Origin of the sequence: Rothia koreensis (genome assembly GCF_004136575.1) — a bacterium.
In the GTDB taxonomy this organism is placed as follows: domain Bacteria; phylum Actinomycetota; class Actinomycetes; order Actinomycetales; family Micrococcaceae; genus Rothia; species Rothia koreensis.
Genome location: NZ_NOIQ01000001.1, coordinates 19,655 through 32,668, shown reverse-complemented (window position 1 = coordinate 32,668; position 13,014 = coordinate 19,655). Strand labels below are relative to the sequence as shown.

14 protein-coding genes and 1 tRNA gene are annotated in these 13,014 nt (G+C 65.2%); 4 read left to right on the top strand and 11 right to left on the bottom strand.

The genetic code is table 11. The annotated features are described in order from the left end of the window. The first annotated feature begins 1 nt into the window (after position 1). Positions 2-685, top strand: coding sequence for a molybdenum cofactor guanylyltransferase (mobA, locus tag EWU68_RS00175; RefSeq protein ID WP_129313868.1), 684 nt, complete (start codon positions 2-4; stop codon positions 683-685). Continuing rightward, positions 682-1,875, top strand: coding sequence for a molybdopterin molybdotransferase MoeA (locus EWU68_RS00170; RefSeq protein WP_156265256.1), 1,194 nt, complete (start codon positions 682-684; stop codon positions 1,873-1,875). Before mobA ends, EWU68_RS00170 begins: the two co-directional genes overlap by 4 nt. A 150-nt stretch (positions 1,876-2,025) precedes the next feature. On the opposite strand, the gene rplL is transcribed toward EWU68_RS00170, so the two are convergent. The 8 genes from rplL to EWU68_RS00130 all read right to left on the bottom strand — a co-directional run bounded on the left by rplL (position 2,026) and on the right by EWU68_RS00130 (position 7,478). Beyond that, positions 2,026-2,415, bottom strand: a complete 390-nt coding sequence (gene rplL / locus EWU68_RS00165; protein ID WP_129313866.1) for a 50S ribosomal protein L7/L12 — start codon at positions 2,413-2,415, stop codon at positions 2,026-2,028. A 120-nt stretch (positions 2,416-2,535) separates the two neighbouring features. Beyond that, positions 2,536-3,075 (bottom strand): 50S ribosomal protein L10, encoded by a 540-nt coding sequence (gene rplJ / locus EWU68_RS00160; protein WP_129313865.1) that lies wholly within the window; start codon positions 3,073-3,075, stop codon positions 2,536-2,538. A gap of 272 nt (positions 3,076-3,347) precedes the next feature. Then, positions 3,348-4,436 carry an ABC transporter ATP-binding protein gene (locus EWU68_RS00155; RefSeq protein ID WP_129313864.1) on the bottom strand — a complete coding sequence of 363 codons (1,089 nt, stop codon included), beginning with the start codon at positions 4,434-4,436 and terminating at the stop codon, positions 3,348-3,350. A gap of 159 nt (positions 4,437-4,595) precedes the next feature. Next, positions 4,596-5,291 carry a 50S ribosomal protein L1 gene (gene rplA, locus EWU68_RS00150; RefSeq protein ID WP_129313863.1) on the bottom strand — a complete coding sequence of 232 codons (696 nt, stop codon included), beginning with the start codon at positions 5,289-5,291 and terminating at the stop codon, positions 4,596-4,598. A gap of 134 nt (positions 5,292-5,425) precedes the next feature. Next, positions 5,426-5,854, bottom strand: coding sequence for a 50S ribosomal protein L11 (rplK, locus tag EWU68_RS00145; protein WP_129313862.1), 429 nt, complete (start codon positions 5,852-5,854; stop codon positions 5,426-5,428). A gap of 238 nt (positions 5,855-6,092) precedes the next feature. Further along, positions 6,093-6,944 (bottom strand): transcription termination/antitermination protein NusG, encoded by an 852-nt coding sequence (gene nusG, locus EWU68_RS00140; protein ID WP_238692222.1) that lies wholly within the window; start codon positions 6,942-6,944, stop codon positions 6,093-6,095. 83 nt (positions 6,945-7,027) lie between these two features. Beyond that, positions 7,028-7,312 carry a preprotein translocase subunit SecE gene (gene secE / locus EWU68_RS00135; RefSeq protein ID WP_129313861.1) on the bottom strand — a complete coding sequence of 95 codons (285 nt, stop codon included), beginning with the start codon at positions 7,310-7,312 and terminating at the stop codon, positions 7,028-7,030. Positions 7,313-7,405: 93 nt separating this feature from the next. Continuing rightward, a tRNA-Trp gene (locus tag EWU68_RS00130) sits at positions 7,406-7,478 on the bottom strand. A 292-nt stretch (positions 7,479-7,770) separates the two neighbouring features. Between EWU68_RS00130 and EWU68_RS00125 the strand changes: the two genes are divergently transcribed. Together EWU68_RS00125 and EWU68_RS00120 are read left to right on the top strand one after the other, a co-directional pair. Then, positions 7,771-8,982, top strand: a complete 1,212-nt coding sequence (locus EWU68_RS00125; protein ID WP_129313860.1) for a pyridoxal phosphate-dependent aminotransferase — start codon at positions 7,771-7,773, stop codon at positions 8,980-8,982. Between the two features lie 223 nt (positions 8,983-9,205). Beyond that, a complete protein-coding gene (locus EWU68_RS00120; protein WP_129313859.1) occupies positions 9,206-10,237 on the top strand; it encodes a 6-phosphofructokinase in 1,032 nt (343 codons plus the stop codon). Between the two features lie 66 nt (positions 10,238-10,303). Here the strand turns inward: EWU68_RS00120 and ygfZ are convergent, their stop codons facing one another. The 3 genes from ygfZ to EWU68_RS00105 form a co-directional block, all read right to left on the bottom strand. Continuing rightward, positions 10,304-11,455, bottom strand: a complete 1,152-nt coding sequence (gene ygfZ / locus EWU68_RS00115; protein ID WP_129313858.1) for a CAF17-like 4Fe-4S cluster assembly/insertion protein YgfZ — start codon at positions 11,453-11,455, stop codon at positions 10,304-10,306. Continuing rightward, positions 11,452-12,060: a nitrobindin family protein gene (locus EWU68_RS00110; RefSeq protein ID WP_129313857.1), complete on the bottom strand. Its 609-nt coding sequence runs from the start codon at positions 12,058-12,060 to the stop codon at positions 11,452-11,454. The genes ygfZ and EWU68_RS00110 overlap by 4 nt, the downstream gene beginning before the upstream one ends. Before the next feature lie 171 nt (positions 12,061-12,231). Beyond that, positions 12,232-12,927 carry a hypothetical protein gene (locus tag EWU68_RS00105; protein WP_238692221.1) on the bottom strand — a complete coding sequence of 232 codons (696 nt, stop codon included), beginning with the start codon at positions 12,925-12,927 and terminating at the stop codon, positions 12,232-12,234. Between the last annotated feature and the right edge of the window lie 87 nt (positions 12,928-13,014).

Below are 13,014 nucleotides of genomic sequence, written 5' to 3'. Positions count from 1 at the left end.
GATGGCCCCGTTCCTTCCGATCCGGTTCCGAGCGATCGTCCTCGCGGGTGGCCGATCCTCCCGGCTCCACGCGTCGGCCCCCGGCCCGACTCCTGACAAACCCCTCCTGTCCAGAGACGGCCTGACCCTGGTGGACGCCGTGCTCACCGACCTGGACCGGTTCGCCGAGGTGGGCGCCGCCGAATGCGTCGTCGTCGGCCCGGAGAATATCCCACTACCGGCGGACGCGGGACTCGTTCGGGAGGATCCGCCCTACTCGGGTCCGGCCGCGGCGATCCGCGCCGGCCTGTCCTTCATGGACGGCACGGATGTGCGGGACAGCGGCCCCGACGCCGCCCGACGCGCCTGGGTCTTCGTGGTGGCCGCTGACATGCCTCACCCCGGCCCTGGCCTGGCCGAACTTCGCCGCGCCGTCCTCGCCCACGGCTCCGAGGAGACCGCGTTCATCGGGGTGGAGGACGGAAGGTGGCAACCGCTCATGTCGGTTCTGCGTCTCGACCGCGCCCTGGAAGCCTTCACGGAACCCGCGGAATCTCAGTCCGTGATGTCCCGGCTCAAACGCCTCTCCCCCGTGGACGTCGAGCTTCCGACCGGCTCGAGCAAGGACATCGACACGTGGGACGACGCCGTATCGCTGGGCTTCGTCGACGGGACCGCCGGACGCTTCTCAGGGAGTCGAACGTGAGGCGGGACTGGACCACGGTCCGCGAGGATCTGTACGAGCTGGCGGGAGAGATCGGCCGGAGCCTGGATCGTCCGGAGAATCTGCGGCTCGAGGACGCTCTCGGCACGACGACGTCCGCACCGATCGTGAGCCCCATACCGGTTCCCCACTTCGAGTCCTCTGCCATGGACGGATACGCCGTGGCCGGACCGGGTCCGTGGCGCCTGGTCTCGGATCCGGTGCGGTCCTCGGGGGAACGCAATATCCATCGTCGATCCGGCAGCATCGGCGTCGGGGAAGCCTGGCCGGTCCTGACCGGTTCGGTTCTGCCCCAAGGAACCGAGGGTGTGGTCCGTATCGAGCACGCCGAAACCCGCGGGACGACGGTCCGGAGCCTCCCGGACCATCCCTACAACCCAGGCCGCGACATGAGGCGACGCGGCGAGGAAATGGAACGCGGTGCCGAACTCGTCGCCGCGGGCACCGTTCTCGGCCCCAGACACGTTGCTCTGCTCGCGGCCTGCGGCATCGACGTCGTCTCCGCCCGGCGGCCCATGTCCGTCAGCATGGCCTTCACAGGCAACGAAGTGATCGACTCGGGCGTTCCGCAGCCCGGGGAGGTCCGTGATGCCTTCTCCGCCCAGTTCCCGCACCTGCTGCGCGGCTGGGGCGCGGATATCAGCGAACGCACGAGGCTGCACGACGACCACGACGTCATCCGCGAGTGGATCTCCTGGGCCAGCGGGGACCTGGTGATTCTCACGGGAGGTTCAGGGTCCTCGAGCCAGGACTTCGTGCGGCAGATCCTCGAGGATATGTGCACGGAGCTCGTCGCGACGTCGATCGCCGTCCGCCCCGGACACCCGACGATCGTCGGACGCCTGCCGGGCGACCGTCTTGTTCTGGGCCTTCCCGGGAATCCTCTCGCGGCGCACACATCCCTCTACGGGCTGGCGCCCGTGGCCCTGGCGGGGTTCCTGGGTCGGACCATGCCCCGCCTTCGGACCGCGGTGCTGGGCCGGGACGTGCCTCCTTCGCGCAAGGCGGTCACGACCCTTGCCCCTTGCGTTCTGGACGACGACGTCGCTCGCCCCTGCGCGGGAACCCGGTCCCACATGCTCTCGGGCCTCGCTGCCGCGGATGTTCTGGCCGTCATACCACCGGAGGGGGCCACAGACGGGCAGCGCATCGACTGCCTACCCCTCGACTGATCCGCGCTCCTCCTGTATTCCGAACTGCGTGAGAGGGTCTGAGCCCGACCGCAGCTCATGCCAAGGGTTTTGACTCGAGGGCCTTAAACGGGAGAAGGCTCCCCCACCGCGCGGGTGGGAGAGCCTTCGACCAAAGAATTCCGGAAGGAATTACTTGAGGGAGATGGTAGCGCCAGCGCCCTCGAGCTGCTCCTTGGCCTTCTCGGCGTCTTCCTTGGAAGCACCCTCGAGAACCGGCTTCGGAGCGCCGTCGACCAGGTCCTTGGCTTCCTTGAGGCCGAGGGAGGTCAGGGCACGAACTTCCTTGATGACGCCGATCTTCTTGTCGCCGGCCGACTCGAGCACGACGTCGAATTCGGTCTGCTCTTCAGCCTCGGCAGCACCTGCATCACCACCGGCGGCCGGTGCAGCGGCAACGGCGGCGGGGGCAGCAGCGGTGACGTCGAAGGTCTCCTCGAAGGCCTTGACGAAGTCGGACAGCTCGATCAGGGACAGTTCCTTGAAAGCCTCGATGAGTTCTTCAGTGGTCAGCTTGGCCATGTGTTTGGCTCCTTCTTATGTCTGGTTGCAGAGGTTTCCTGCAACGGATCTTGGATTCTCCTGCTCCCCAGGCTGAGGCGCAGGGCCAACGGGTTCCCGTTGGTGACGTCCGAGGACGTCTCAGGCAGCGGATTCTCCACCCTGCTCCTCGACCTTCGTGCGCAGAGCCTCTGCGGTACGAGCAGTCTTGGACAGCGGTGCCTGGAACAGTGCGGCGGCCTTGGAGAGGGAGCCCTTTGCGGCACCCGCAACCTTGGCGAGCAGCACCTCGCGAGATTCAAGATCCGCAAGCTTCTGGATGTCAGCTTCACCGAGAGTCTTACCCTCAAAGTAACCACTCTTGATGACCAGCTGGGGATTCTGCTTGGCGAAGTCACGCAGGCTCTTGGTCGCCTCAACCGGTTCCCCGGTGATGAAGGCGATTGCGGTGGGGCCGTTGAGGTCGTCGAAGTTCAGGCCCTCGACGCCGGCTTCCCTGGCCGCGATGGCGGTCAGCGTGTTCTTCACCACGGCATATTCAGCGTTCTCACCGAGCGAGCGACGAAGCTCTCCGAGCTTGCTCACGGTGAGACCACGATACTCAGTCAAAACAGCAGCGTCCGAGTTGGAGAAAAGCTCCCTCAACTCCGATACAGCGGCCGCCTTTTCCGGTGTCGCCATGGTACTCCTTCCGGTCTGATTGCCGGGCGCCCATGAGCCCACAAAAAATGCCCCGCGCAGATGGCGGGGCACAGCGAAATCTCAACGCGCATGAGAATGCACGGAGTCCGATTGTGTCACGTTCACCTGCGCTGGCCGTTCCTTGCGGGAACTCTTATGGCGGATAAACACGCCCGGGGGCGTGCAAAACCTACGACCGGCGGTCTTTGGTAATTCCAGTAAACCACACGTCCGGCGACGGAGCCACCCGGAGGAGCCCGATGGGACGCACATCACTGGGGTTTTGCGATGGCTCCTCCGCGGGAGTCAGCCGCAAGAACCCGTTGCCCGGTTGCCGCGTCGAATTCGTGCACATTCACCCCATCGACGAGCACGCAGGCCTTCTCCCCGATGGCGGGCGGGTCGACCGGCTCACCGAAACGCACCGAGGGCAGCAACGCCCGAAGGGGCCGCATTCCGGACCCGGCGTCGACGACGACGAGCGTCTGCTCCCCCAGGAATGACGACCCCACGACCGTGCCGTTGAAGCGCAGAACGGACTCATTGCCCCGGTCGGTCCGCACCCCGGCAAAGTCCTGGAGGAGACAGTTCTCAGGCCGGAAACCTCGCACGATCCCGTCCTCGCCGGGCACGAAATTCATGGAATGTCCGCCGAGGAATCCGGCGACGAATCGCGTCGCAGGCCTCTGCCAGAGCTCCTGGGGCGGGCCGATCTGTTCGAGACGGCCGTCATTGAGGATCGTGACGGTGTCCCCGAGAGCGAAGGCTTCTTCCACCTGGTGCGTCACGTACACCATGGTCAGCCCCTTCTCTCGCTGCACGGCACGCAGGTCCTCACGAATGTCGCGGGCCAACGCCTGGTCCAAATGCGCGAGCGGCTCGTCGAACAGGTACAGGCCGACGTCGCGCACGAGCGCGCGGGCAATACCGACGCGCTGCCGCTGGCCGCCGGACAACTGATTGATCCGCCGCGGCCCCAAGTCCGGGATGTGCATCATCTCGAGGGCGTCCGACGCCGCGGCGCGGCGCTCCCGGTCGGTCCTGTACCGCGAGTTCTTTCCCCGGGCCGCCTTGAGTCGGAGCGGGAACAGGACGTTGTCCAGGACCGAGAGGTGGGGATAGAGCGGGGTGTCCTGAAACGCGACCGACGAATCGCCCAGTCGCACCGGCTTCCCGTCCAGGTGGACGACGCCCGACGTCGGCGATTCGAGCCCCGCCGCAATCCTGAGCATGGTGGTCTTGCCCCCACCTGACGGACCGAGCACCGTCATGAGCTGACCAGTACCGACGGTGAGGTCGAGCTCTCGCAGGACCGGCTCGCCACCGAACGATTTGCTGACTGCCTCGAAGACCAGACTCACAGCGGTTTCGCTCCTTCGCCGTTGGTGCACGCGCCTCGCGCGGGCTTCACTCCCTTGGGCACGCACAAAGGCCCCGCACCGTCGCCAAGGACGGTGCGGGGCCTCGTGGTCGGCACGATCGTCAAGGTCTTCGTGACCGTTCCGATCGAATCCGGATTCCTACTTCTCGGCCACCGACGGGTCGACCGGGATGCCGGGGCCGAAGGTCGTGGCCACGGTGATCCTGGAGACGTAACGTCCCTTCGAGGCGGAGGGCTTCAGGCGCGCGATCTCCTCGATCGCTGCCTGGAAGTTCTCCTCGAGCTGGGCGGCGTCGAAGGAGGACTTGCCGATGATGAAGTGGAGGTTGGAGTTGCGATCAACGCGGAAGTCGATCTTGCCGCCCTTGATGTCGCCCACGGCCTTCACAACATCCATGGTCACCGTGCCGGTCTTCGGGTTCGGCATGAGGTTGCGGGGACCCAGGACCTTGCCCAGGCGACCGACCTTGCCCATCATGTCCGGAGTGGCCACGGCGGCGTCGAAATCGACCCAGCCGTCGGCGACCTTGCCGATGAGCTCGTCCGAACCGACGTAGTCGGCGCCGGCTTCCTCGGCCGCGGCAGCCTTGTCACCCTGGGCGAACACGACGACGCGCGCGGTCTTGCCCGTGCCGTTCGGGAGGTTCACGGTGCCGCGAACCATCTGGTCGGCCTTGCGGGGGTCGACCGAGAGGCGCAATGCGACCTCCACGGTGGTGTCGGCCTTGGAGGAGTTGATCTCCTGAGCGAGGCGGATTGCCTCACCGATGCCGTAGAGCTTGTCCTGATCGATCTTCTCTGCGGCTGCCTGGTACGCTTTGCTGCGCTTTGCCATCTGCTTGTTTCTCCTTGTGCAGTTGTGGTCTGTCGGACCGCGCCGGCCCTGCCACTGGCCCGCTCATGTGGCGGACCCCCGCTGCGAGAGCGGGCTGAATGATTTATTGAATGAACGTCGGAAATCCCGCGGGACTACTCGACGGTGATGCCCATCGAACGAGCGGTACCGGCAACGATCTTCGAAGCCGCGTCCATGTCGTTGGCGTTGAGGTCGGGCATCTTGGTTTCGGCGATCTCACGGACCTGGTCCATGCTGATCTTGCCGACCTTGTTGGTGTGGGGAACTCCGGAGCCCTTGGCGACGCCGGCGGCCTTCTTGATGAGCTCGGCGGCCGGAGGAGTCTTGGTGATGAAGGTGAACGAGCGGTCCTCGTAGACCGTGATCTCGACGGGCACGACATTGCCGCGCATGGATTCCGTGGCGGCGTTGTACGCCTTGCAGAATTCCATGATGTTGACGCCGTGCTGACCGAGCGCGGGACCAACCGGGGGCGCCGGGTTGGCGGCACCTGCCTGGATCTGCAGCTTGATGAGGCCTGCGACCTTTTTCTTGGGAGCCAATTGAGGTCCTTTTCTTCTGGGGCTGACCGACGCACAGGAGCGTACGACGGCGGGTGGTCACCGTGGCGCGGCGACCGCGCGTGAGCACGCCAAAGCGCACGAGCACACGCAAAATCTCAGTGTAGTCCCGCACGAATGGTTTTCTCCACTCAGGGGGAGCAATATCACTGCATCACGAACGAATGCGCGGTCACCGCTTTGTGGGCGGGACCGCGCATTGCGTGCGAGAAGAAATTGATCAGATCTTGGTGACCTGATTGAAGCCCAGGCTCACGGGGGTCTCGCGCTCGAAGAGCGAAACGAGAACCACGAGCTGCTGCGCTTCGGGCTTGATCTCGGAGATGGTCGCCGGGAGGGTCTCGAAGGGGCCTTCCTTGACGATGACCGACTCGCCCACCTCGAAGCCGACGTTGACCTGAGGAGCAACCTCGGCCGGGATCGGTTCGCCGGCGTCCTTGGCCGCTTCGGCCTGCTCCGCCTCGAAAACCGGGGCGAGCATGTCGACAACCTCATCGAGCCGGAGCGGCACCGGGTTGTAAGCATCCTGGCCCACGAATCCGGTCACGCCGGGCGTGTGGCGCACGACGCCCCAGGACTCGTCCGTCAGGTTCATGCGGACCAGCACGTAGCCCGGGATCCTCACGCGGCGCACGGTCTTGCGCTGCCCGTTCTTGATCTCCACGACTTCTTCCATGGGGACCTGGATCTCGAAGAGATCGTCCTCCATGTTCATCGACTGGGCACGGGTCTGCAGGTTGGTCCTGACTCGGTTCTCGTAACCGGCATACGTGTGGATCACGTACCAGTCGCCTTCCTGGCGACGGAGCTTCGAACGGAATTCCTGCATCGGGTCGACGTCCGCGTCCTCTTCGGCCGCTTCCGAGACCTTTTCGACGGTGTCGTCGAAGTCGCCGGATGCGTCCTCCGCGTTCTCAGAATCATCCTGAGCGGAGGAGACCAACGCGGACTCCGTCTGTTCGAAGCCGGACTGGCTGGACTGCTCCGCGGCGTCGGCCTGCTCTGCCTGCTCGGGAGAGGTCTGATCGACCTGGTTCTCCTCGGCGGAGTTATCGAGTTCCTGCTCGGACACTGCGTTTCCTGCTTTCTTGGGGGTCTTCGCATCCCCGCAACCCATTGGCACGGCCGCGAGGCGGATTCGTCTGAATTCTCAGTTTAGCCCTGGGGGCCCTGCGGCTTCTGACCGAAGCCGCCGTCACCGAAGAGCCAGAAGGCTCCCTGCCCGAACAGGTAGTCGAGGCCGAAGATCAGCAACAGCATGAACGCGACGAAAACCAGGACAATGATCACGTAATTGAGGAGTTCCCGACGAGTCGGGCTGACGACTTTTTTCAGCTCGCCGATGACCTGTTTGAGGAAGAGGACGATCCTCCCGAAGAAGCCTCGCTTCTCGGTACTGGACTCCTGATCGGCGGCTCCCGCAGCAGCAGCTTTAGCCATTCGGTACCGCCCCTTTCTGACGTTATGGCTTGGACGTTGTACAACGTTGTCGACTATATGCCACGAATGGGTCTTCGTGAGGGGATGAAAATGCAGGGCAGACAGGACTCGAACCTGCAACCTGCGGTTTTGGAGACCGCTGCGCTACCAATTGCGCCACTGCCCTTCGACGGGATACCGCCCTCAGCTCTTCAGGTCCGCGCTGGTGCCCTCGGGCATAAGCGATCCTCGGTGGCGAGCACCGGAGTTCAACTTTAGCGACTTTGTCGAGTGCCCGCAATTCGCTGGGGACGGAGACGGGTTCCGTGGATCCCGCCGGCCCGGTCTTGAGCAATGTTTCCACAAGCATGTTCTGCGCATGTCCTCGGCACCGGGCTGCGCATAGGATTGGAGCAGCACCCGCGGGCACACCCCGACGGGCCGCGATTCCGGAACCGTTCTCAACGAAAGTGAGCACCATGCCGTCCCAGGAGCGCATCTCGGCACGCATCGCCGCCATTGCCCCGTCCGCCACCTTGGCCGTGGATTCCAAAGCCAAGGCACTCAAGGCCGAAGGGCGCCCCGTGATCGGTTTCGGTGCGGGAGAGCCCGATTTCGCGACCCCGGCCCCCATTGTGGAAGCGGCCCGCGAGGCGCTGGACGACCCGGCCAATTTCCGGTACTCGCCGGCTGCCGGCCTCCCCGAACTGCGCCAGGCCATTGCCGAGAAAACACTGCGGGATTCCGGATACTCCGTGGATCCTTCGCAGGTCATCGTGACCAATGGCGGCAAGCAGGCCGTCTACGAGGCCTTTGCGACGGTCATCGACGAGGGCGACGACGTCCTTCTTCCGGCCCCCTATTGGACGACCTACCCCGAGGCCATCCGTCTGGCGGGAGGCAACCCGGTGGAAGTATTTGCGGGGTCCGAGCAAGGCTACAAGGTCACCGTCGATCAATTGGAGGCGGCCTGCACGGACCGGACGAAGGCGCTGATTTTCGTCTCGCCGTCGAACCCCACGGGCGCCGTGTACAGCCCGGAGGAGACCGCGGCCATCGGACGCTGGGCGGCTGACAAGGGGATCTTCGTGATCGCCGACGAGATCTACGAGCACCTGACCTACGACGGCACCCCCTTCACCTCGATCGCCACCGCTTCCCCCGAGCTTCGGGAAAACGTCATCATCCTGAACGGTGTCGCGAAGACCTACGCGATGACCGGATGGCGCGTCGGATGGCTGATCGGCCCCGCGGACGTCGTCAAGGCCGCGTCGAACCTGCAGTCGCACCTTTCGTCGAACGTCAACAACATCGCACAGAGGGCGGCCCTGGCGGCCGTGACCCAACCGATGGACGCCGTCGACGAGATGAGGGCCGCTTTCGATCGGCGGCGCAGGGCCATTGTCGAGGGGCTCAACGCGATCGACGGAATCACCTGCCCCACTCCCCAGGGCGCCTTCTACGCCTACCCGGACGTCACCGGCCTGCTCGGGTCGAACATCGCCGGACGCACGATCTCCTCGTCCGCGGACCTCGCGGACGTGATCCTGGACGAAGCCGAAGTTGCGGTAGTTCCGGGCGAAGCCTTCGGCCCTTCCGGATACCTCCGACTCTCCTATGCGCTGGCGGATGACGACCTCCGCGCGGGTGTGGAAAGAATCCAGAAATTGCTGGCGACCGCGTCGCGCTGACAATCCGCGGCCCCGGGCCGTTCCGTGGCCCGGGGCCGACGTTTGCGGAACCAGAACAGAAACCAACACAAACCCACACTGGCCCGACGAGGTGAGCCGGAAGCCTCTCGGGACTCCGGGGCAGACCTGCCGCTTTCGCTCGATGTGGACATCCACAAGTTCCCAACTATTCGCTACACTGAGAGGCGTTGAATACTTCGACTCGTAGCGAGGGAGACACCCCATGAGAATCGGACTTCTGACCAGTGGCGGAGATTGCCCCGGGCTCAACGCGGTGATTCGTGGTGCGGTGCTCAATGGGGTCAAGACCTACGATGACGAGTTCGTCGGTTTCCGCGACGGATGGCGTGGGGTCGTCGAGGGCGACATCATGGATCTGCCCCGAACGCGGGTTCGCGGGTTGGCCCGTACGGGCGGAACCATCTTGGGGACGTCACGCACCAACCCTTTCGATGGGCCGCAGGGCGGTCCGGAGAACATCTCGGTGATGCTCGAGCGCCACGCGATCGACGCGATCGTCGCGATCGGCGGCGAGGGAACGCTTGCAGGGGCCAAGAGGCTCTCCGATGCGGGCCTCCCCGTGGTCGGCGTGCCCAAGACGATCGACAACGACCTCAACGCGACCGACTACACCTTCGGTTTCGATACGGCCGTTTCCATCGCGACCGACGCCATGGACCGGTTGCGGACCACGGGCGAATCCCACCACCGCTGCATGGTCGCGGAGGTCATGGGCCGGCACGTGGGGTGGATCGCGTTGCACTCCGGCATGTCCGCGGGAGCTCACGCCGTGTTGATTCCCGAACAGAAAGTCCCCATGACCCAGGTCGCGGACTGGGTTCGCGAGGTCCACGAACGCGGGCGCTCTCCCCTGGTGGTCGTGGCTGAAGGATTCATCCCCGAGGGGCTCGACGAGGTCGTCCACGAGAAGGGCCTCGAGCAGGACGGCCGGCCTCGCCTCGGCGGAATCGGCGAATACGTAACCCACGAGATCGAGCGGATGACTGGCATCGAGGCCAGGAACACGACCCTGGGTCACATTCAGAGGGGCGGTGCACCGACCGGTTTCGACCGAGTGCTCGCCACGCGCATGGGCATGGCCGTGGTCGACCTGGTGCACGACCGCCAATGGGGCAAGATGGTCGGCCTGGACAGCACCGACATCACCCGCGTGGACTTCGAGGAAGCGTTGAGTGGGCTCAAGACGGTCCCCCAGGCGCGGTGGGACGAAGCCAAGGTGCTCTTCGGGCGGTGACCCCGACCGCTCCGGACGGCGCGGCGTCCGGCTCCGGCCGAAAGCCCCCGCCGCGACGACCGGTTCTCAGGGTTTCAGGAAGTCGTCCCTGTTGCGCCGCCCCACGGCCTGTCCCGCATCCGGGCTGACGATCACGGTTTGCGCGGCCGCGTACTCGACGACGGCAGGCTCTGGCGAGTCGTCTCCGGCGTCCTCCGCTGCCACGTGCGAGGTGTCGTCACGGACCACCAGCTGAGCCTCCGGATCCACCGTCCGCTTGATCACCGCCAGGGCGATGGGACCCGCCTCGTGGTGCAACGCGGCGCTCGTGATTCGACCCACGGCCCTTTTCCCTCCGACGGCGAAGACCTCGGAGCCTGGCTCGGGGAGCGTGTGCTCGGAACCGTCCAGGTCGAGGAACACGAGCCGCCGCGGCGGGTGCCCCAGGTTGTGCACCCGAGCGATGGTCTCCTGCCCCTTGTAGCACCCCTTCGACATGTGCACGGCGGTCCGCATCAGGTCGAGTTCGTGCGGGATCGTTCGAGCGTCGACCTCGGTGGCATACCGGGGCCGCCAGGCCTCGATCCGCAACGCTTCCAGCGCCATGGTTCCTGCCCACTCGGGACGGAGCGATGCGAGATCCGATTTCCGGACGAGAATCTCCCAGTACTGCCAGCCCTCGCCGGGATGCGGGCTCGTGCCGGCGTAGGTCGTGCCCCCGACGCCGATCTGGGGCCAGGGATCCTGCCACGCCACGGCTTCCGCGGGGACGCCTGCGCGTCCGCGGAGGTCGACCGTGGATCCGATGACGGCGACGTCGGCCGTCTCGTCCCTGACATCGACCCTGAGCATGAAACGCATCGACTCGAGAAATTCGGCGAGGCCCTCGTTCTGGCCCGCTTCGACGATGAGCCACACCATGTCCTCGGACACGACAACGTGCGGCTGGTACTCGATGCGTCCTTGGCCGGACAGCAACGTGGTCTCGGTGCTCGCCCCCGCCGGCAGACCGTCGATGACCTGAGATGACAACGTTGTCAGCCAGCTGGCGCGGTCTTCCCCAGACACGGAGACGACGCCGCGGTTGGACAGATCGACGGCGACGGGCCGTTCGACCGTTGCCCGGGCGAGACCGCGTTGCTCGCGGATGGGATCCCCATAGTGCGCGGCGACGCCGCTGTCCTGGCCGCCGGCTTCGACGGCACCGTCCAATGAGAGCAGAGGTGAGGACCAGGTCATGCGGCCACGTCAACCTTGCGCAAACGCGCCGATGCGTGCGAGCTCATCTGCTGACCGGCTGCCGCCATGTCCCAGGCCCACATGAGTTCCCCATTCACCAGACCGTACATACGCGAAGCGGCAGTGTATTCCTTCGCGTTGGCGCCGCGCATCACAGCGTCCGTGGCCATCTGGATCCGGGGGCCATCGATGACGCCGACGTACAGCTCGCTCACCCCACCCGGATGATTGATCGTTGCGAGGATGTCGAAGGCTTCGTCGTCATTCCGCATCTTCTCGACATCTGCGGCGGTTTGGAGGAGCGGCTTCTCCGCGCCGGGCAACAACCCGGGACCGGAGTCCTCATCGCCCTGTTTGCGGTCCAATTGCCAGAAACCGGTCTCCACGCTGATCTGGCGGGTCCGGTTGCCCTGGTCGTCCAACAGGTAGGACTCGGCGCGGTACTCGAGGTATGGCAGGCCGTTGTGGGAGAAGTCGACGATCTGCCCGAACTGCCTCTCTTCTTCGTCGGCGTAGCCGAGGACTCCGACGCCTTCCCAGTGGCCGAGCAGCCACGCGAAGGGCACAAGTTCAGGGGTCAGATCCGTGGGGATTTCAATAGCCATGCACCCATCTTAAACGCCAAAAGCCCGAGCATCCACGCCCGGGCCGTTGACTACGCTGAGTGCTTTACTTCTGGCCTCGGAAGAGCCCACCGACCACGAGCGCGGCGCAGCCCAGGATGGACAACGATGCCAGCCCCAACAACGTGAGGAACAGGATTTCGAGTGCAATGATCATGGCAACCAAGCTATCACGCGATCGATGACCAGCGTGCCCGCATACCCGAGGACCCCCAAGAATGCGACCGGTGTGACGCCGAGTGTCATGGCCCCGCGCCGCAATCCGCCCTCGGGCCCCGCAGCGATCATTCGCGCTCCCACGATGCCGATGCACAGGGCAAGAATCGCGCCGGCGCCCCAAACGCTGGCCCCCGTCTCGGTGCGATGGTGGATCAACGCCATCCCCACCCATCCCGAGGCGCTCACGGCAGTGAAGACGCCCACGGCTCCGCTGATCGTGGATTCGAGCCGGGCGGCGGCGCCCTCTCCCCGAACCAATTCGGCCAGAAACACCACGACGACGCCGACGGCCACGACCGCGGGCAACAGGGTCAGCAGCTTGCCCGTCGGCGCAAGATAGACCAGTGCGCAACCTGCCCAGCCACAGAGCGCGAAGATCACGCTGTGCGCAAGAACGTTCTTGATTCCTCGCAATTCGGCGATACCGGAAGCAGCGGGCCACCCCCACGCGATGAGAGCGACCAGCAGAACCGTTGCCACCAGGGAGACCACGGGCGAGAGAACCGCCCCGACCAAGGAAACGACGAGGGCAATCAGGCTCGACAACGCCACGAGCCAATAGCGTTGCCTTCCTTCCGTCCCCACGGTCCGCAATGCGTGGGTTCCGGTCGGCACGTCGCTGGGAGCCACAGATCCTCCAGGGTCGTTCATGAGTGGGACGGAGCTTGAGCCCCCGCCAGGGCGTTTGCCCGTCGTTTGCGCCCAGTCTATCCGTGG